Below are 18,918 nucleotides of genomic sequence, written 5' to 3'. Positions count from 1 at the left end.
GTGCATTTTGAAGGAGATTTCGCTTTCCGGGGGCACGGCCTCGCCCGGCCGCGTCGCCTTGACGGGTGGGGTCCCCGGCCATGTCGGCCGGCGTCGCACAAGCACGCCCTCGTGCGTCTGCCGTACTTCGCGTACGGGCGGGAGGCTCACCCGGAGTCGGCGTCCCGGCCGACTCAGAAAGCGCTTGTCCGGACATTGGCAGATCGAGTTGGAAGCCGTCAATCCTTCGTCCCCGCGACCTGGGTCACGGTTTGGACTCCTCGGGAAACCGCCAGTCGGGCGGCCCCCACGACGGTGCCGAGATCGCCGACCGTGCTGCTGACGACTTCGGTGGGCCAGCTCAGCCGGGCGAGCTCGGCACGGACCCCGTGCAGGAGCCGTGGGTACGCGCCGGTGCTGCCGCCCAGCACGACCAGCCCCGGGTCCAGTACGGCGGTCACGGCGGCGGCCAGCCGGCCCACGTCCACGGCATGGCGGTCGACGACGGCACGGGCGGCGGCACGGCCCTGCTCGGCGAGGGCGAAGAGCTCCTCGGCGGTGGCCGGGCACGGCCCGTCATCCTCCGGCCAGGCCCGGGCCGCTCGTCGCAGCAGGGATTGCGCGCCCATGTACTCCTCCAGGGCTTCATGGCGGGGCTCCCGGCCGTCGTCCCACGGGTAGGGCAGCCGGGCCAGCTCCCCTGCGGCGCCGTTCGCTCCGCGCAGCACCTGACCGCCGACGACGATGCCGAGGCCGATGCCGACGCCGATGCGCAGGTAGCCGAAGGTGTTCCGGCCCCGGGCGGCCCCTTCGTGCAGTTCGGCGAGGGCGGCGCAGTTGACGTTGTTCTCGAGGTGGACGGGGACGCCCGGCGGCAGTGCGACGGCCACGGCGTCGAACACGGGACCGGCCTTGGCGGTCGCCGGACGCACACCGGTGCCCTGCGCGCGCGGCGCGGTGACGTCGCCGACGGCGACGACGATGGTCCGCAGCGGGGCGTCGGCGGGCAGGGCGCCGAGCGCCTCGCGCACGACGCCGGCGGCGTCCGCCCGGGAGCCGGCGGCGTCGGCGAGCAGCGTGCCGTCCAGGGCGCAGCCCCGGACGCGGGTGACGGCCGGGCCGAGGTCGACGGCGAGCACGGCCCCCGCGGCCGGCCCGAGGCGGTAGACGGCGGCGTTGCGTCCCGTGCCGCTGGAGGCCGTGCCGGAGTGGGCGGCGAGCCGGGCGCCCTCCAGTTCCGCGACGGCCGAGGACACCGTCGGTTTGGACAGGCCCGCGAGGCTCGCGAGCTGTGGACGGGTCGCGCGGCCGGCGGCGGCCAGGACGGCGAACACCGCTCCGGCGCTCTCGGTCAGACGGGGGGCTCTTGCCACGTCAGGTTCCAACGGTTCCCCCAACGGGTGACGGGCCGCACCCCCGGATCGATCGTCTCGGATCGTCTCGGGTCGTCTCCACGGGAGGCGGCGAAGGGATTGCTCTTGACGCACTGTACTTCGTTAGTTAACTTCCTAACGAACGTCACGGTACTCGCCTGCCGTGCTCCGCCAGAAGCCCGTCCCGGGGCTTCCCTGATTCCTCGACTGCCCCTCATCCAGGCACGGTTCGCCCGCCGTCGCAGCACAGCGCAACGACGAAAGAGGTTCCGTGCAGGACTTCGCGCCCCTTGTGGTCGGCATCGACGTGGGTGGTACCAAGACGCATCTGCGCGCGCTCGCTGGCGACGCCCCCGTGGCCGACCACGTCCGTGCGAGCGCCGGCTGGCGCCCGCACGATCCGGCGGCCGCCGCCCGGTGGCTGACCTCGCTGGTGACCGACTCGCTCCCGGCGGGCACCCGGCCCCGCGCCGTGGCCGTCGGCGGGCATGCCTGTGAGACCCCCCGCCAGTGCGAGCTGATACGCGCCGCGCTCCGGCAGCACTTCGACGCGCCCGCCCTGGTGGTGGGCGACGCGCAGCTCCTCGTCCCCGCGGCCGGACTGGACAAGGGCGTTGGCCTGGTCGCCGGCACCGGTTCGGTGGCGGTGGGGCGGCTGCCCGACGGCAGCGCCGTCCAGGTGGGCGGCTGGGGCGCGGTCCTCGGCGACGAGGGCGGCGCCGCCGGTCTCGTCCGGGACGCGGCGCGGGCCGTGTGGGCCGCCCACGACCGTGGGGAACGGCCCGACGCGCTCGCGCTCGGGCTCATCGCCTCGCTCGACGTGCCCGAAGTGCCCGCGCTCGGCGCGGCCCTGGAGCGGGCCACGGATGTCTCCGCCGAGTGGGGCCGGCACGCTCCCGTCGTCTTCGCGGCGGCCGCCGCCGGCTCCGCGCTCGCCCGGGCCGTGATCGACGAGGCCGGAGGAGCGCTGGCCATGCTGGTCTACCGGCTCGCCGCCCGTGGGGTCACCGTCGACGACGTGGTCGTCGCGGGCGGCACGGTGCTGTCCCAGCCCGGTCTGTACGACGCCTTCGCCACCGCCCTGGCCGAAACGGTGCCGACGGCCCGTGCCAGGCGCCTGGAGGTGCCACCGGTCGAGGGCGCGGTGGCGCTGGCGCGGTCGCTCCTGTGAGGCGGGGTCGCCCGTTCACCAGCGGTTCCGGTCCCGGCCCCATACCCCTCGCCGAGGGGGCGACAGGCCTTTGCAGCACTCATCGCACGACTTCCCCGGCCACATCGCCGCAGAACTGAAGAGAGGCACGTCCATGCCGTCATCCGCCGGGCACCACTCCCCCACCCTGAACCGGAGGGGTTTCCTCAGGACATCCCTGGGCGGCTCGGCCGCCCTGGTCGCCGCGCCGGCCTTCGCCGGGTGGCTGGGCGCCGCGGACGCCAAGGCCGCCACCGCCCCCGCCGCGTTCGTCGACGACTACAAGACCAACCTCCTGACGAACCAGACCCCCGAGACCAACGCGGTCGTCCGGGCTCTGGGAGGCTTCGCCGAGATATGGAAGACCGGCGACTGGAACACCGGAACACCGCTGATGCCGGAGATCCTGCGCGCCAACGTGCGCTACTGCGAGCGGATTACCGCCGAGCGCACCGACGCGGAGGCGAAGCGGGCCTTCGTCATCGACCGCCAGCACCAGAGCTATTCGATGATCGACGGCCTCGGACCGCTCGCCGCGCTCTACAAGTCGGGCGCCAAGGCGGTCACGTCGATCACCGACGCTCCGGAGGGCACACCGCCGGCCAAGGTGAACGACGCGGTGCCCGCCGACGCCCCGGCCGGTTCCGCGCTGGGGGCGGGCTCCTACGACTCCGAACTCGGCCAGGTGGCGCGGCTGGTGGACACCGTGCGCGGCAACTGGGCCTCCAGCAACCCGGCCAAGTTCGCCTACCAGTACCCGCGCCCGTGGCGGATGAACGAGGACAGCGAGGTCGTCGACACCGGCCATACGGACGAGTTCGGCTTCCCGGTGTACGAGTCGAAGGTCGTCGTCGCCCCGCAATTGCTGCGCCAGCGCGGCGACAAGCCCGCCGAGGACGGCGGTTTCCCCAGTGGCCACACCAACGCCCTGCACCTGGCGTCGCTGGCCTACGCGTACGCGGTGCCGGAGCGCTTCCAGGAGCTGGTGACGCGCGCCCTGGACCTCGCCCACACCCGGATCGTCGCCGGCATGCACTCACCCGTCGACGTGCTCGGCGGCCGGGTCATGGCCACCGCCCTGGCCGCCGCGACCCTCGCGGACCCGGCGAACGCCGGCCTCAAGGCAGCCGCCCGCGCACAGGCCCTGGACTACTTCACTCAGAGGACCGGCACCACACCCGACACCCTGTACGCGTACGCGCACTCGGCGGGCACCGCCACCGACCCCTACGCCGACCGGGACGCCAACGCCCGTGCGGTCCGGCCCCGGCTGACGTACATCCTGCCCCGCCGCGGCCGCACGGACCCGCTCACGGTGCCGAAGGGCGCGGAGGTGCTGCTGGAGACGCGGCTGCCGTACCTGGCGGCGGACCAGCGGCGCGAGGTGCTGCGGACGACCGCGCTGCCCTCCGGGTACGTCCTGCTGGACGGCTTCGAGCAGTGGGGCCGGCTGAACCTGTTCGCCGCGGCCGACGGCTACGGGGCCTTCGAGCGGGACGTCACCGTGACACTGGACGCGACGGCCGGGGGTTTCCACGCGGCCGACAGCTGGCGCAACGACATCGACGGCGACGGCGGCCTGACCAAGCGCGGTTCGGGCACGCTCACCCTGACGGGCCACAACCGCTACCACGGCGGGACCACCCTGGAGGAGGGGACCCTGGTGGCCGCGTCGCCGCACGCCCTGGGCGAGGGCGACGTCCGCGTCACGGGCGGCACACTCCGCGCGGACCGGGTGCTGCGGGTGCGCGGCTCGTACGTCCAGGAGGGCGACGCGACGCTGGACCTGGCGCTGCGCAAGGACCGCGGCCCGGCGATGGCGGTGGGCCGGCGGGTGCTGCTGGGCCGGGGCAGTGTGCTGTCGCTGCGCCTCGACGCCGGCCGCCCGCCGGTCGCGGGGACGACCGTTCCCGTGCTGTCGGCCTTGCAGCTGCGCGGCCGGTTCGACCGGGTCGAGCTGGACTCGGGGACACTGCGGGCCGTGCCCCTCTACACGGCTGACGGTCTGTCGGTGCGGCTCGTGCGGAGGTAGCGCTTTCTTCGGCGGGGGCTGATGCAGAGTGGGTCCATGTGGGACCTCCGGATCGCTCCCGCCGTTCCGCGGCCCGTGTCGCTGTCGCCCCCGGCACGGGCCGACGCCACGCCCCGGCCGGGCAGACGCCTCCCTGTGGTCCTCCTCGTGGCGGTACTGCTCGCGCAGATGGCGTTCGCGATGGTGACGACCACCGTGCAGCAGACCCCGACGATCGACGAACCGGTGTACGTGGGTGCGGCCGCGGAGTACGTGCACGAGCACCGGCTGCGGCACAACCCCGAGCATCCGCCGCTGGGCAAGCTGGTCATCGGTGCGGGGGTCGCCCTCGCGGATCCGCACATCGGCCCCCGCTTCACCGGGGACCAGGGGCGGTGGGGCCGGCATCTGCTGTACGGGTCGGGCAACGACCCCTGGCGGCTGATGCTGTGGGCCCGCCTTCCGGTGATCGCGCTGACCCTGTCGTTCGGGCTGGTGGTCTTCGCCTTCGCCCGTGAACTGGCCGGGACCGCCGCGGGGTCGGCCGCACTCGCGCTGTACTGCTTCTCCCCCGACGTCATCGCCCACGGCTCGCTCGCCACGCTGGACATGCCGGCCGCCGGGTTGGTGCTGACCGCGGCGTGGCTGGTGTGGCGGGCGCGCCGTGCGCCCCGGCTGTACGTGCCGCTCGCGGGGACCGCGCTCGGCGCGGCCCTGGCCACGAAGATGAGCGTGCTGCCCGCCGTGCCGGTGCTGACGGTGCTGGCCGCCGTGTCCGTCCTGCGGTCGCCGGGAGGCAGCCGGCGCAGGGCCGCCGCGGCCGCGGGCGGGTTGGTCCTGGTCGCGGTGGCCGTCGTGTGGATCACGTATCTGGTGGTCGATCCGCGGTTGCGCTGGGCCCCGGAGCAGCACGTGCCGGTGGTGCACGGGCTGCGGGGGCTGCTGGTGGAGACGATGCCGTTCCCGGAGGCCTACCGCGACGGGATGCGGATGCAGTTCGGGCTGGAGAACCGTCCGTGGCAGGGGTTCCTGTACGGGCGGCTGTACGACGGCTCACGGTGGTACTACCTGCCGGCCGCGCTGCTCGTGAAGACGCCGCTGGGGATGCTCGCCTCGTGGGCCGGGGGCGCCGCGGCCGTCGTGGCGGTCCGGCGGCTGCGCCCTGCCGCACCGTATGTGCTGGCCGTCCCCCTGGTGCTGCTGGGTGCGGCCATGCAGGGGGCACGGAACTTCGGCACGCGGTACGCCCTCGTCCTGCCGCTGTTCCTCGCGGTGGCCGCGGGGTGCGTGCTCGTGGTGCGGTCGCGGTGGGTGACTTCGGGGGTGGCGGTGCTGGTCGCGGTCGTCGCGCTGAGTTCGGTGCGGGCGTACCCCTTCTATCTGCCCTATTCCAACGAGGCGTTCGGGGGGCCGGGCAGGACCCGGGAGTGGCTGCACGACTCGAACGTGGACTGGGGGCAGGACCTCGGGCGGCTCGCGCAGCGGCTGCGGGAGCGGTATCCGGGTGAGCGGGTGTGGCTCGTGTACAAGGGCGGCGGGGTGCCCTCCTCCTACGGCATCGAGGCGTCGGATCCACGGCGGGTGCCGGTGCGTGAGGTGCGGGGGCTGCTGGCCGTGTCGGACTCGGCGGCCGCGAAGGCCACGGGGCGGCTGGCCGAGTTGATCGGCGGCAGCCGCCCCGTCGATGACGTGGGGCACTCGATCACGCTGTACCGCCGCTGAGTGCCGTTGCGCGGGTACGTCAGTGCGTCGCGTAGAAGAACCCGTCCGCGCTCACGTGCTGCATGACCCTGCTCGCCACCCGGTAGCGGCCGTTGGGCACGTCGGGGCACCTCGCCACGTGGACGGCGAGCGGGCCGGCGAACTCGTAGCCGCGGCGTTCCGCGTGGCGGGACAGGCGGTCGGTGAGCGCCTGCCCCACGTGGGTGCCGGTGCGGGTCAGATGGTCGTGCACGTCGTCGGGGAGTTCCACGTCGTAGGCGTTGGGGACCATGACGCGGCCCTCGCGGCACACGACGGCGTTGTCGTCGCACTCGCGCCGCAGGGCGTCGAGGACCTCGACCGGTTCCTTGTCGAGGAGCCGCGCCCACAGCGCGTCCCAGCGGTTCTCCAGGGTCTGTTCCAGCGCACTCAGCGCGCTCATGCCGTCACTCCTGCCGGAAGCGTCGTGGTTCGGTCGTGTGCGGGGGGTGTCCCTAGCGGTCGTCGTAGTCGTCGGGGCGAACCTCGGCCTCCTCCAGCGCCTCGCGCATCGTGCGGCCGGTCGCGCCCGGTGGGCGGGTGGCGGTCTCGTCCCGACGTTCCAGCGGTTCGTCGGTGGTCTCCGTCTTGGGCCGGCTCTCCTCCGGGACGGTCATGGCGAACGGCTCCTTCCTCGGTCGTGTGCGGCGGCGGGTTCCCGCCCGGCGTACGGGTAACCCCCGGCGGGGCGGCTCATGCCGCCCGGAGAAGCCCTGGTCACCATGTGCGTGAGCTATGTTGAACGTCCGTGGGAGACGAAGGAGGCGCACCGTTGCCATCGCCGCAGCAGGCACGCGCACAGGCATCCGCGATCACCTCGGGGAAGTCCGCCCCCGAAGCGGAGGTCTCCCCGTCTGCCCAGCTCAGGACGCTCTTCGACCGGCCCCGGCTGTCCCCGGGGCAGCGGCGTATCGCGCAGTACCTGATCGAGCACATCACCGAGGCGGCGTTCCTGTCGATCACGGAACTCGCGGACCGGGTCGGCGTCAGCCAGCCCTCGGTGACGCGGTTCGCCTCGGCGGTCGGTTTCAGCGGTTACCCGGCGCTGCGGGAGAAACTGCAGTCGATCGCGCTGGGCACCCTCGCGGTCGGCCCGGCCGAGGAAATGCGGGGCAACGAGCTGCAGGCGGCGGTCGATGCCGAGATCGAGAACCTGGAGAACCTCCGGCGCGACCTGGCCGACCCGAACCTGGTCATCGACATCGGCCGCAAGCTGTCCTCGTCCGCCCCTCTGACGGTCCTCGGGCTGCGCATCTCCGTCTCGCTCGCCGAGTACTTCGCCTACGCCGCCCGCCGGATCCATCCGGACGTACGCCTCGTGACGCGGGGCGGCAGCGTCGCCTACGACGCGCTGCTGCAGTCGCGTGAAGCGGGCGGCACGTGGGTGCTGGCGTTCTCCATGCCGCGGCACGCCCAGGAGACCCTGACGGCGGTCCGGGTCGCGCGGGGCGCCGGCCTCAAGGTCGCCCTGATCACCGATCTGGCGCTCGGGCCGCTGGCGGACGAGGCCGACGTCGTCTTCGCCATCGGGACGGGCTCGCGGCTGGTCTTCGACTCCTACGCCGCCCCGGGCGTGATGTGCTCGGCTCTGCTGCAGGCCATGACCGACGCGGACCCGGAGCGGACCCAGGCGCGTCTCGAGGAGTACGAGCAGGTCGCCGACCAGCACCAGTTCTTCCTCAGGGACTGAGCGGACGCACGGCGGATCCCACATGGGGACCATCCGCAACAAAGCACGCATGAATGTTTTCATGCTCCTTGCAAACCGGATGGCATATATAAATACTGCTCACGGATCGCGACCCGGCAGTTCCGGATCCGTTCCGCACCCGTGGAGCCGGGTCCTACCCACTCCGGGTCCCGGGTGTCCGTGGCGGCCCCGGTCATCCCCTAGGCCGGGGCCGCCCCGACCCGTCGTCCACCCACGCGACGCCGCACACCCGGAAGCGATGATCATGCCCCTCACGACTACGCGCATCAGCCCGGACTGGCCCTGCCAGGTCAAGACCCCCGGGAGCTACGACTGGGAGCGCTCGGCGGCCAAGTGGCTGCGCGAGCTGATGCCCACGCGCTACGCCGGATACCCCGTGTTCGTCCGCCACCCCGTCCTCCTCGCACGGCATGCCCAGATCCAGGTGCAGAACGAGATCCGGGTCGCCCGCACCGCTCTGCAGACCGCCCGCGCCGACCTGCCCGGGCTGGGCCTGCACGAGGGCGTCATCGAGCACACGATCAAGCTGTACGCGGCCGAGGTCATGCAGCTCCAGCACATCGCCCGCAGCGTCCGGGCGGTCACCCAGGCCCTGGTCGAGGCGAACCGCCAGCCGTGAGCCGCCGGGCATGACCGGCGCCGGGCGTGGCACACGTGGGGGAATGAGCACCACGACAGCCCGGCGCGGTGAGCCGGTGACCACGGTCCTGACCTGGCAGGTGCGCCCCGGCCGGGAGCAGCGGTTCGAGGAGTGGACGCACGGCATCACCCGCTGCGCACGGCAGTTCCCCGGCAACGAGGGCGTCTCCTGGCTGACGCCCGAGGACGGCCACCGCTACCACGCGGTGCTGCGCTGGTCCGATTCACACCGGCTCGCCGCCTGGCTGGAGTCCGAGGAGCGGGCGCACTGGCACCGGCAGATCGAGGACATCGCGACCGAGGTCAGCAGCGAGCGCCAGTCGACGACCGGGATGGAGACCTGGTTCAGCCTGCCGGGCACCACCGTGCACGCCCCGCCCCGGTGGAAGATGGTCCTCACCACCTTCCTCGGCGCCTACCCGTTCACCCTGCTCATCCAGTGGCTGGTGACGCCGCACACCACCGGCTGGCCGCTGCCTCTGCGGGCGGCCGTCTTCCCGCTGGTGCTGCTTCCGCTGCTGACCTACCTCGTGATGCCGCGGCTCAGCCGGCTGTTCCGGCTGTGGCTGTATCCGCGCGGCGGACGGTGAGCGGTTCCCCGTGAGGCGGATGCGACCCGGGGGACCTCGGGGAACGGGGATCATCCCGTGCGTACAAGTCGGTCTGCGATCCGGGCCAGGTGTGCAATGCTCGACGCGTGACGAGCGAGCCCGTGACGCCGGCGCAGCCCGGTGCCGCACCGGACCTGGTCGAACTGGCCAAGATCGTCGCCCGGCAGCGCGCCGAGCTGGACCGGCTGCGCGACCAGGCGGCCACCTCCGCTGTCGTGGAACGGGCCAAGGGCGCCGTCATGGCGCTGACCGGCTGTGCCGCCGACGCGGCGGGGGAACAGCTGCTCCAGCGGGCCAAGGCCGGCCGTCACACCCTGCTGGAGGAGTGCTGGATCACTCTCGGCACGCTCGCGCCGAGGGCATCCGGCTCGGGCACCGCCAGGGAGTTCCGCGGCTCGGAGATCCCCGGCCGGGCGGGCGACCTGGAGACCTCGGCCGTGCCGGACGACGTCACCGCGGCCCTGGCCCGCCTCGGCCAGGCCCTCGTTCGGGTGACGACCCCGCACGACCTCGCCGGATGTCTGCTGGAGCATCTCGGCCCCGACATGGCGGCGGACGCCGTCCTGATCTACGCCCGCAGGCCCGACGGCGGCCTGGAGCTGACCGGCCACGCGGGGATCGACGACAAACTGGCGACCCAGTGGGGCCAGGTCCCGCCGCTGAGCGGAATGGCGGCACTCGACGCGCTGCGGGCGCGCGAGCCGCGCTGGCTGGAGGACTACCCCGCGGACGAACGGCGCTACCTCCTCATCGGCGACCCTCCCGACCGGTGGCGCTCGCGCGCCTGGCTGCCCGTGCTCGTCGCGGGCTCCGCCGAGGTCTGCATCGGTGTGCTGCGCGGCCGGGCCGGGGCGTTCACCTCGCGCGATCGCGCCCACCTGCACGGTGTCACCGGGCTGTGCGCCGGCCGGCTGCGGGCCTTCGACACCCCGCCCGAGCGTGACGCCGACGCCGCCACGGACGCGGTGCAGGCGCTGTTCGAGGCGCTGCCGGTCGCGGCGATGCTCCTCACCCCGCTGCAGGCGGCGACGGGTGAGACCGAGGACTTCCGCGTGGAGGCCGCGACCGCCCAGGTGGGTGACCTGCTGGGTCGCAGCGGTGAGGAGACCGCCGGGCGGCGGCTGCTGGAGCTGCGCCCGGCCCTGGCTGCCGAGCCGCTGTGGCAGGGCTGTCTGCGGGTGCTGGCCACCGGGTCGGCGTACGAGGGTGAGCCGTTCGCACACGAGGAGGTCGTGGCGGGCGTCGCCGAGTTGTCCGTGTACACGGCACGTGTGGCACCGCTGGGCGACACCCTCGTCGTCTCGTGGATCCGGCACGGCTCCTCCGACCGGCAGGAACAGCGGCTGGCGGACCTGCAGCGGCTGGGCAACCTCGGATGGGCGAACTGGAACCTGGCCACGCAGGAGGCGTCCTGGTCGACCCAGGTGTTCTCCCTCTTCGGCGTCGATCCCCGACGCGGTCCGGTGCGCCTGCCCGAGGTGCCGGAGCTCGCGCTGCCCGAGGACACGCCCGCCCTGACGCGTGCCATCGGTGAACTCGTGCACCACGGGCGGCCGTTCGACGTGCCGTTCCGGATCCGGACGAGCGGTGGCATCCGGCATCTGCGTCTGGTGGCCGAGGCGGTGCCCGACCGGCACGGTACGCCCGTTGAGGTGCACGGCTTCGTACAGGACATGACCGCCCGGCGCCGGGCGGAGCTGGCCCTGGTCGAGAGCGAGCGGGCGATCCTGACGCAGCACGACGTGCTCCAGGCCGAGCGGACCCTGGCCTCCCGGCTCCAGCACGCGCTGCTGCCGATGTCCAACCGTCCCGTGCACCTGGCCGGGCTGCGGGTCGAGGTCGCCTATCTGCCGGCCCAGTCGGGGGTGCACGTGGGCGGTGACTGGTTCAGCGCCATCGAACTGCCCGACGGGAGCGCGCTGCTGGTGGTGGGCGACGTCGCCGGGCACGGGGTGGACGCCGTGGCCACGATGGCCCAGCTGCGGTTCACCGCGAAGGGCATGGTCATCACGGGTTCGTCCCTGACCGGCGCGCTCGCGCGGCTGAACACGCTGCTGCTGCACTCGCGCGACTCCCACACGACGGCCACGATGGTGCTGGCGCGCTACGACCCCCGTCGCCGCCGCCTGGTCTGGGCGCAGGCGGGGCATCCCCCGCCGTTGCTGCTGCGTGACGGCGAGGCCCGGTATCTGCGCCGCCCGGGCGGCATGCTGCTGGGGGCGTCGGCCACGCCGGTCTACCAGGAGGCCGAGTGCCGTCTGCATCCGGGCGACCGGCTCATCCTGTACACGGACGGCCTGGTCGAGCACCCTCCGCACAGCATCGACCGGGGTCTGGAGGAGCTCGCCGAGGCGGTGGCGGTCCCGCACGGCGACGGGCCCGCGTCGCTGGGACCGTTGCTGGCGCGGATGCTGCCGGACGTGCGGCGGGACGACGTGTGCGTGGTGGACGTCCGGGTCCCCGGGATGCAGGACGGCTAGGTCGTGTCCGCAAGGCCCCGCCTGCCGCGCGACGCCTGGCACGCCCTCTCGCCGCACCGGGCGATGCCCCGCGGGCATCTGCCGGAACTCCCCCGGGCTCACGCTGCCTCACAGGTCCCCTCGGTGGCGCCAGTACCACCACAGGCCCACCAGCAGGGCCAGCAGGAAGAGGGTGGGCAGCACCAGGCCGGGGATGCGGGAGGCGTTCATGGGCGGGGCCTTCGTTCGCGGTGGTTCGGGCGCTGCGTACTGCGCCCGGGCCCCAGGGTGACGCCGCACGACCCCGCCGTCCGGTGCTTTTCCCAGCTGTTGCCCGGCGTTCGAAACAGCGCCGTCAGCCGACCGGGTGGCCCGGGTCGATGGGGAGCGCGTCGGACAGGCGCAGCAGCGGCCCGTCGTAGTCCTCGTCGCCGCCCCACTCGACCGGGTCGAGGACGAAGCCGACGTGGTCGCCGCCGTCCGCGCGCGTCACGATCCGGCCGACGAACCAGGCGGGCGTGTCCCGCAGGACCAGGGCTTTGCCGTACGCCTCACGCACGCGGAGGCCCGCGAACTTGTCGGTCCGGTCGCCGGTGCGCCCGCCGAACAGCTCGGCCAGGGCGTGCTGTTCGCGGCCGAGCAGGTGCACGGCCAGGACGTCGGCGTTCCGGGCCACCCGGAACGTGTGGTTGAGCTCGGACAGCCACACCACGAACCGCACGGGCCGCAGCGAGCACTGCGAGGCGAACCCGACCAGACAGCCCGCCCGTTCACCACCCGCGGCGGCGGTGACCACGCACATGTCGGGGTTCAGCCGGTCGATGAACCTGTCCATGCGGGCCATGGTCACACATCAGCTCGTGCCCGCCGGGGTGCGCGACTCCAGGGCGGCCCGGGTGTCGTTGCCGTAGACGCCGGTCTCGTCGCCGCGGATGCCGTACCAGAGCTGGAAGCGGGCGACCGCCGCGGTGAGGGTGGGGTCGTAGCGGCCGCTGGTGGAGCCGTCCCGGTAGACGTCCGGGATGCGCAGGAGGCGTTGCTGGAGTTCGGTCACCTCCGGGCCGGACGCCCCTTCGCGCAGTGTGCCGGCGCCGTCGGGGTCCACGGGCGCGGTGGCGGGCGGGCCGGACGGGGCGGACGGCGGGTCGGAGGCGGGGCCGGGCGCGGAGGCGGAGGAGCGCGGCGGGACGGGCGCGGGTGCCGCGCTGTCGTCGCCGGGCCCGCCGCGGAGCAGGAGCGCCCCGCCGAAGCCGAGCACCGCGGCCGCGAGGACGGCCACCGCGACGGCGGCGCGGCGCAGCCCGGCTCCCGGGGGTTCGGCGTCCGCACGCCGGCGGGTCTCGCGGGCGACGGGCGGGAGTTCCTGCGTGGAGGCCTCGGAGCCGGCCGGTGCCGATGGCAGCGCGACGGACTCGTAGCCGCCGGGTTCCCGGCCGGTCTCCTGCCGGAACTCCCGCATCAGTTCCGCGAGTGCGTCGGTCCGGCGGGGCCGCAGGACACGGATGGGTTCGAGGACCGGGCCGTCCTGCGACGGCCGTGGCTCGGACGGTGTCGACACGCTGTTCTCCTTCGTCCGGGCCCCGGGGCGCCCGTCTTCGGGGATCGTCCTGACGCTGGTGCCGCGACAGGACGGACGCCGCCTGCCGCGGTACTGGATACGCGGCCGCCGCCTGTGGGGTTCAGAGACCGGCCGAGGGCCGAAGGACAGAGCACTCAGTACCCCCCTGTGTGTGCACCGAGTGCCATGCAGGTCCGCCGGGTGCTACGTTCGCGCTCATGAGCTCCGAGAAAGCCGAGGCCGGCACCGGGAAGCCGCCCATGCGGGACGCCTTGGTGGCGGCGGCCTTCCAGCTGTTCCTGGAGCGGGGGTACGAACAGACCACCGTCGACGACATCGTGGCGCTCGCCGGGGTCGGGCGGCGTTCGTTCTTCCGTTACTTCCCCTCCAAGGAGGACGTGGTCTTCCCGGACCACGAGCGCTGCCTGGCCGACATGACGGCCTTCCTGGCGGACGGTTCCGACGACGACGAACCCGTGCGGCGGGTCTGTGACGCGGCCCGGCTGGTCCTGCGCATGTATGCCGAGAACCCGACGTTCTCCGTGCAGCGCTACCGCCTCACCAAGCAGGTGCCGGGGCTGCGGGCCTACGAACTGTCCGTCGTCTGGCGCTACGAGCGGGCTCTCGCCGCGTACCTGCGCCGGCGCTTCACGGCCCGCCGGGACGGCACCCTGCAGGCCGATGTGATCGCGGCGGCGGTGGTCGCGGCGCACAACAACGCACTGCGCTCCTGGCTGCGTTCGGACGGGGAGGGCGAGGCGAGCGCGGCGGTCGACCACGCGCTGGCCTATGTGCAGTCGGCGTTCGGCGGGGTGCCGGTGCCGCCCGCCGCGGAGCAGCCGGAGGACGTGGTGGTCGTCGTGTCGCGGCGCGGGGCGCCGTTGTGGCGGGTGGTGCAGGAGATCGAGACGACGCTGGGGCGGGGCCGAGGCCGCGAAGATTGAGGGAACGGAGTGCCTTTACGAGTGGCACTGAGTGCCATACTCTGTGCTGCGTGCACGGTGGCACGGCGAGCCGAGCACCCGTGTGCGCGAGTGATCGCGTGCGCGGATTCCGGCCGAGTGCAGGGAGTTGACCAGCGTGTACCACTCAGGAAGCGTCACTCAGCAGGCAGCCGGCTCCGCCACGGGTCTGCTCGACCCGAGGGGCCAGGGCTCGGAGGCCATCCTCTACCAGCGCTGCACCTGGTGCGGCACCGCCATGTACCACCGGCTGCTGTGCCCGGTCTGCCGGGGCAGCGAGCTGCGCACGGAGCGCGCCGAGGGCACGGGCACGGTCCGCCACTCCACCGTGGTGCACCGCAACACCCCCGCGGCACGCAACGTCTCCATGATCGAGATGGCCGAGGGTTTCGTGGTCCGCGGCCGGGTGATGGGCCCGCCGATCGGCATCCACAGCGGGGACCGGGTACGGCTGTCCACGGCCAAGGACCCCGTACGCGGCGAGCCGGTCTTCCAGCTCCTGGACGAGCCGTACCGGGCCTGGAGCTGACGCCCCCTGACGGGATTCCCGCCGGGCAGGCGCCTTACGCTCGGGTGCCGGCCGGCCGTCAGAGGGTGATGCGGATGCCCACGGTGCCGTCCACGCCCCGGCGCAACCGGCTGCCGAGCAGGGTCAGCCGGCCCATCAGGCCGTATTTGCCGGCGATGAGCCGCCGGTAGCGGGCGGTGGTGGCCGGGTCGCAGATCTCCGCCGTCGCGGGCACCTGGTCGCCGGTGGGGTTGCCGCGCAGGTCGCAGGGACCGACCAGCACGTCGGCGCGGTTGCGGATCCGCTTCACCTTCCAGGAGTCGGCGGGTGTCCACGCGCCCAGTGCCGCGCCGTCGCGCACCACCCAGACCGGGGTGGCGACCGGCGTGCCGTTCCTGCGGTAACTGGTGATCAGCAGGTACTTGCCCGCGCCGAGTTCGTCCAGCGTCCTGTCGTCCATGGCGGGCAGTGTACGAGCGTGTGCCCGGGTTCAGCGCAGCGCCGCCGCCATTCTGTGCACGGCCTCTTCGAGCACCTCCTTCGAGGTCCCCAGGTTGAGGCGGGCATGGCCGGCGCCGCCCGCGCCGAAGGGAGGGCCGGAGCTGAGGGCGACCCGGCCGCGCTCCAGGAAGACGCCGGCCGGGTCGTCACCGAGTCCGAGCGCGCGGCAGTCGAGCCAGGCCAGGTAGGTGGCGTCGCCCGGCCGGTAGCGGATCGCGGGCAGGTGCTCGGCGAGCAGGTCCGCGAGCAGCCACCGGTTGGTGTCGAGCCCGGCCAGCAGGGCGTCCAGCCAGGCGAGGCCGTCCCGCAGCGCGGCGGTGTGGGCGATGACGGCGACGTGGCTGGGGCCGTGCCCCACCTCCTCGGGCATCCGCTCCAGGTCGGCGGCGGCCCCGGGCCCGGCGATCGCCAGGGCGGCCTTGAGCCCGGGCAGGTTCCAGCCCTTCGAGGCCGACATCAGGGAAAGGCCCCGCTCGGCGCCCGGCACACTCAGGTACGGCACGAAACCGGCGCCGCCGACCACGAGCGGGGCGTGGATCTCGTCGGCGACGACGCGGACTCCGTACCGCTCGGCGAGGCCGGCGACGGCCGACAGCTCCTCGGCCGTGTGGACGGTGCCGGTCGGGTTGTGGGGGTTGCACAGCAGATACGCGGCTCGCCGCCCGTCCGCCACGGCCTGCCGGAAGGACGACTCCAGGACCGCGAGGTCGATACGCCCGTCCGCGCCGAGCGGGGCCTCGGCCACCCGCCGGTCCATGTGCTCCACGAACAGGTAGAACGGCGGATACACGGGCGGGTTCACGACCACCGTGTCACCGGGTCCGGTGACCAGCCGGAGCATCTCGACGACACCCAGCATGACGTCGGGCACGATCGCGGTGCGCTCCACGGCGAGCCCGTCCCAGCCCCACCGCTTCGCCGCGAAGGCGGCCAGGGCCTGCGCGTATCCGGTCCCGGCCGGGTAACCGGTGTCCCCGAGGCGGAGCGCGTCGGTGACGGCGCGCACGACGGGCTCCGCGACCGGCACGTCCATCTCCGCCACCCACAGCGGCAGCACGTCCTCGGGATACGTGCGCCACTTCATGCTGGTGCGCTGCCGGAGACGGTCGAGGGTGAGGGCTTGCAGGGGATTCGGCTCACCGGACGATTCGTGCGGGATCCTGGTCATGGGCACACGATAGGGGGCTGTGCGGTGAGCGGGAATCATGTGGACGGGCGGCGGGGCGGGGCGGGGGGCACGATTCTCGAGGTCGCCTGCGACGAGTCGGGGTCGGACGGTGAGAACCTCACCGGCGGCAATACCGACGTGTTCGCGCACGCCGGGGTGTCGCTGTCCGAGGCGGCGGCCGCGGCGGCGGTGCGGGAGATCCGGGACCGGATCCGGTCACCGGCCGAGGAGTACAAGGCGAACCACCTGCTGCGGGAGAAGCACCGCGCGGTGCTGGAGTGGCTGCTCGCGCCACGGGGGCCGATCCACGGGCGGGCGCGCGTGCACCTCATGGAGAAGACGTTCCTCGTGGTGGACCGGACGGTCGGCCTGCTGCTGGACGACGCGGACGAGGCGGGCGAGCTGTTCCGCGCGGGGCGCGAGGAGCTCGGGGAGGCCGGCTGGCGGGCGTTCCTGGAGGCGGCCAACCAGTTGCTGCGGGTCCGCCGGGACGGGGACCCGGTGGACGGCTTCTACACGACCGTCGACGCCCTGCGCCGGGCCCATCCGCGCACGGACGCGGCGCGGGTCCTGGAACGCCTCGCCGCGACCCGTTCCCGCGCGGTGTCGTACCGGGACGGTCTCCTGGCCGGGCCGCCGCTGGTCCCGCTGCTCAATCCGCTGCTCCCGGCGATCGTGCGCACGGCCGCGCTCTGGAGCGGTGACGGGCGGACGGTGCACCTGGTGCACGACCGGCAGAACATGCTGACGCCCGACCGCATCGCGTGGATCGGGCAAACGGCCCGGCGGGCCGGAATCGGGCTGGCCGGGCTCCGGCTGGTCGTCGCGCGGGACGACGCACGGGTGCAGGTGGCGGACTTCCTCGCGGGGATCGCCCGCAAGATCGCCTCGGACGAGCTGAACGGCCGCGGGGACCCGGCGCTCACCGCCCTGCTGCGGCCCTACGTCGACCCGGACTCGGTGTGGGGTGATGCCCGCAGCGGGGCCCTGCTCGCGGGTCCGGTCGCGGGTTGACGCGGAAGAGATCACCGGTGCGCTGAACACGGCACGGCTGAGCCCCGTATGGATGAGGGGCACTCAACTCAAGGAGGGCCCCGCGCTGTTCGCATCGTGATGTTCGGGTTCGGGAGCCATGCATGAGGCACGCACGACGACGGGTCGTCCGGCGAGTGACACGGCTGGCGGCCGTCGGCGGACTCCTCCTCGGAGGAGCCATGGTCACCACCGCCGTGGCGAGCGAGCCGGCGGCCCCGTCCATCGGGGTCCCCTTCACCGCGCCGCCGGCGACGGGTGAGGGCACCGACCTCGTGTCCCGGCTCGGGAACACCCGCACGGCGGGCAGCTGGGTCGACTCGGCCGGGCGGCCGGTCGTGGCGGTCACCGACGAACAGGCGGCGGCCGAGGTCGAACGGGCCGGTGCGCGGGCGAAGATGGTCAGCCACAGCATGAGCGACCTGAAGTCCGCGGCGAGGACGCTGCGTTCGGCCCCCCGGGTGTCCGGCACCTCCTGGGCCCTGGACTACAAGAACAACCAGGTGGTGGTGCGGGGCGACAGCACCGTCTCCGGCTCCGACTGGTCCCGGATGACCGAGGTCGCCGAAGGCATCGGCTCCTTCGTGCGCATGGAGCGCACCGAGGGCACGTTCACCACCCGGATCAACGGCGCGCAGCCCATCCTGTCGACGGCCGGGCGCTGTTCGGCGGGGTTCAACGTGACGGACGGCAAGAGCGACTTCATCCTCACGGCCGGGCACTGCGGGTCCGACGGTTCCCTGTGGTTCGCCGACGACCGGGGCCGGCAGCAGGTCGGCACCTCGCTCAAGGGGAGCTTCCCCGGCGACGACTACTCGTTGGTGAAGTACGACAGCGGTCGTGCGGGCAAGGGCGCGGACGTCGTCGCGGTCGGTGACGGCAAGGGTGTGCGGATCACAGGCGTCGCCGATGCGGAGGTCGGGCAGAAGGTCTTCCGCAGCGGCAGCACCAGTGGGCTGCGCGACGGGGAGGTCACCGCGCTCAACGCCACGGTCAACTACCCCGAGGGCACGGTGACCGGCCTCATCGAGACCGACGTGTGCGCCGAACCCGGCGACAGCGGGGGCCCGATGTTCGCCGACGGCATCGCGCTCGGCGTGACGTCGGGCGGCAGCGGCGACTGCAGGGCCGGCGGTACGACGTTCTTCCAGCCGGTGACGAAGGCGCTGACCGAACTGGGCGTCAAGCTGATCGTGGCGAAGTCGGCGGGCGGTACGGGCGCCGCACCCGCGCCGTCGGCGACGCAGGGCGCCGCCTCGCCGGGATCGCCGGCGCCGATCACCGGTACGGACGTCTCGACACTGCTGGGCCGCCTCACCGACCCGCGCAATGTCGGCCCCGGCATGCTCGTCATCGCGGGCAGTCTCGTCGCCCTGGTGGCGACCCGGTGGATCCGCGCGGAGCAGGACCGGAAGGCGTACCGGCAGTACTACTCGGCCACGTGGGGATGATGCCGGCAGCGCGGAAGTCGCCGTCG

General features: G+C 73.4%; 18 protein-coding genes. 11 read left to right on the top strand and 7 right to left on the bottom strand.

Annotated features, from left to right (window positions below):
- Positions 1-218 precede the first annotated feature (218 nt).
- Positions 219-1,352, bottom strand: a complete 1,134-nt coding sequence (locus ACIQU3_RS20105; RefSeq protein WP_403926790.1) for an ROK family protein — start codon at positions 1,350-1,352, stop codon at positions 219-221.
- Positions 1,353-1,623: 271 nt separating this feature from the next.
- On the opposite strand from ACIQU3_RS20105, the gene ACIQU3_RS20100 reads away from it, so the two are divergent.
- The 3 genes from ACIQU3_RS20100 (at position 1,624) to ACIQU3_RS20090 (ending at position 6,274) form a co-directional block, all read left to right on the top strand.
- Complete coding sequence (locus ACIQU3_RS20100; RefSeq protein WP_403730641.1) at positions 1,624-2,523, top strand: N-acetylglucosamine kinase; 900 nt, start codon at positions 1,624-1,626, stop codon at positions 2,521-2,523.
- Positions 2,524-2,656: 133 nt separating this feature from the next.
- Positions 2,657-4,573: a phosphatase PAP2 family protein gene (locus ACIQU3_RS20095; protein WP_403926787.1), complete on the top strand. Its 1,917-nt coding sequence runs from the start codon at positions 2,657-2,659 to the stop codon at positions 4,571-4,573.
- 36 nt (positions 4,574-4,609) lie between these two features.
- On the top strand, positions 4,610-6,274 hold the full coding sequence (locus ACIQU3_RS20090; RefSeq protein WP_403926785.1) for an ArnT family glycosyltransferase: 1,665 nt from the start codon (positions 4,610-4,612) through the stop codon (positions 6,272-6,274).
- Between the two features lie 19 nt (positions 6,275-6,293).
- On the opposite strand, the gene ACIQU3_RS20085 is transcribed toward ACIQU3_RS20090, so the two are convergent.
- Entirely contained in the window at positions 6,294-6,695 is a 402-nt protein-coding gene (locus ACIQU3_RS20085) for a DUF3662 domain-containing protein (RefSeq protein WP_403730627.1), read from the bottom strand.
- A gap of 52 nt (positions 6,696-6,747) precedes the next feature.
- The gene (locus ACIQU3_RS20080) at positions 6,748-6,909 is read right to left on the bottom strand and encodes a hypothetical protein (protein WP_403730624.1); all 162 of its coding nucleotides are present in this window, start codon (positions 6,907-6,909) and stop codon (positions 6,748-6,750) included.
- A 155-nt stretch (positions 6,910-7,064) separates the two neighbouring features.
- Between ACIQU3_RS20080 and ACIQU3_RS20075 the strand changes: the two genes are divergently transcribed.
- From ACIQU3_RS20075 to ACIQU3_RS20060, 4 genes are all read left to right on the top strand, one after another.
- Positions 7,065-7,982 (top strand): MurR/RpiR family transcriptional regulator, encoded by a 918-nt coding sequence (locus ACIQU3_RS20075; RefSeq protein ID WP_403730620.1) that lies wholly within the window; start codon positions 7,065-7,067, stop codon positions 7,980-7,982.
- Between the two features lie 265 nt (positions 7,983-8,247).
- Entirely contained in the window at positions 8,248-8,622 is a 375-nt protein-coding gene (locus tag ACIQU3_RS20070) for a hypothetical protein (protein ID WP_403730617.1), read from the top strand.
- A 43-nt stretch (positions 8,623-8,665) separates the two neighbouring features.
- On the top strand, positions 8,666-9,232 hold the full coding sequence (locus tag ACIQU3_RS20065; protein WP_403730614.1) for an antibiotic biosynthesis monooxygenase: 567 nt from the start codon (positions 8,666-8,668) through the stop codon (positions 9,230-9,232).
- A gap of 107 nt (positions 9,233-9,339) precedes the next feature.
- Positions 9,340-11,733, top strand: a complete 2,394-nt coding sequence (locus ACIQU3_RS20060; protein ID WP_403926782.1) for a SpoIIE family protein phosphatase — start codon at positions 9,340-9,342, stop codon at positions 11,731-11,733.
- A gap of 334 nt (positions 11,734-12,067) precedes the next feature.
- On the opposite strand, the gene ACIQU3_RS20055 is transcribed toward ACIQU3_RS20060, so the two are convergent.
- Positions 12,068-12,556 (bottom strand): flavin reductase family protein, encoded by a 489-nt coding sequence (locus tag ACIQU3_RS20055; RefSeq protein WP_403926780.1) that lies wholly within the window; start codon positions 12,554-12,556, stop codon positions 12,068-12,070.
- A gap of 9 nt (positions 12,557-12,565) precedes the next feature.
- Positions 12,566-13,270, bottom strand: coding sequence for a peptidoglycan-binding protein (locus ACIQU3_RS20050; protein WP_403730605.1), 705 nt, complete (start codon positions 13,268-13,270; stop codon positions 12,566-12,568).
- Positions 13,271-13,488: 218 nt separating this feature from the next.
- On the opposite strand from ACIQU3_RS20050, the gene ACIQU3_RS20045 reads away from it, so the two are divergent.
- Positions 13,489-14,214, top strand: a complete 726-nt coding sequence (locus ACIQU3_RS20045; protein ID WP_403730602.1) for a TetR family transcriptional regulator — start codon at positions 13,489-13,491, stop codon at positions 14,212-14,214.
- A 136-nt stretch (positions 14,215-14,350) separates the two neighbouring features.
- Entirely contained in the window at positions 14,351-14,761 is a 411-nt protein-coding gene (locus tag ACIQU3_RS20040; protein WP_234850110.1) for a Zn-ribbon domain-containing OB-fold protein, read from the top strand.
- A 58-nt stretch (positions 14,762-14,819) separates the two neighbouring features.
- Here the strand turns inward: ACIQU3_RS20040 and ACIQU3_RS20035 are convergent, their stop codons facing one another.
- Together ACIQU3_RS20035 and ACIQU3_RS20030 are read right to left on the bottom strand one after the other, a co-directional pair.
- Positions 14,820-15,200, bottom strand: coding sequence for a PPOX class F420-dependent oxidoreductase (locus ACIQU3_RS20035; protein ID WP_403730598.1), 381 nt, complete (start codon positions 15,198-15,200; stop codon positions 14,820-14,822).
- Positions 15,201-15,230: 30 nt separating this feature from the next.
- The gene (locus ACIQU3_RS20030; RefSeq protein WP_403730595.1) at positions 15,231-16,409 is read right to left on the bottom strand and encodes a MalY/PatB family protein; all 1,179 of its coding nucleotides are present in this window, start codon (positions 16,407-16,409) and stop codon (positions 15,231-15,233) included.
- A gap of 24 nt (positions 16,410-16,433) precedes the next feature.
- Here ACIQU3_RS20030 and ACIQU3_RS20025 point away from each other — a divergent pair, with 24 nt between their 5' ends.
- Both ACIQU3_RS20025 and ACIQU3_RS20020 read left to right on the top strand, forming a co-directional pair.
- On the top strand, positions 16,434-17,423 hold the full coding sequence (locus ACIQU3_RS20025) for a hypothetical protein (protein ID WP_403730592.1): 990 nt from the start codon (positions 16,434-16,436) through the stop codon (positions 17,421-17,423).
- A 122-nt stretch (positions 17,424-17,545) separates the two neighbouring features.
- On the top strand, positions 17,546-18,892 hold the full coding sequence (locus ACIQU3_RS20020; protein ID WP_403926777.1) for a S1 family peptidase: 1,347 nt from the start codon (positions 17,546-17,548) through the stop codon (positions 18,890-18,892).
- Positions 18,893-18,918 lie beyond the last annotated feature (26 nt).

The organism is Streptomyces sp. NPDC101110 (assembly GCF_044759525.1).
Classification (GTDB): domain Bacteria; phylum Actinomycetota; class Actinomycetes; order Streptomycetales; family Streptomycetaceae; genus Streptomyces.
Note: the sequence above shows the minus strand (reverse complement) of the source record. Positions and strands in the feature narration are given on the sequence as shown.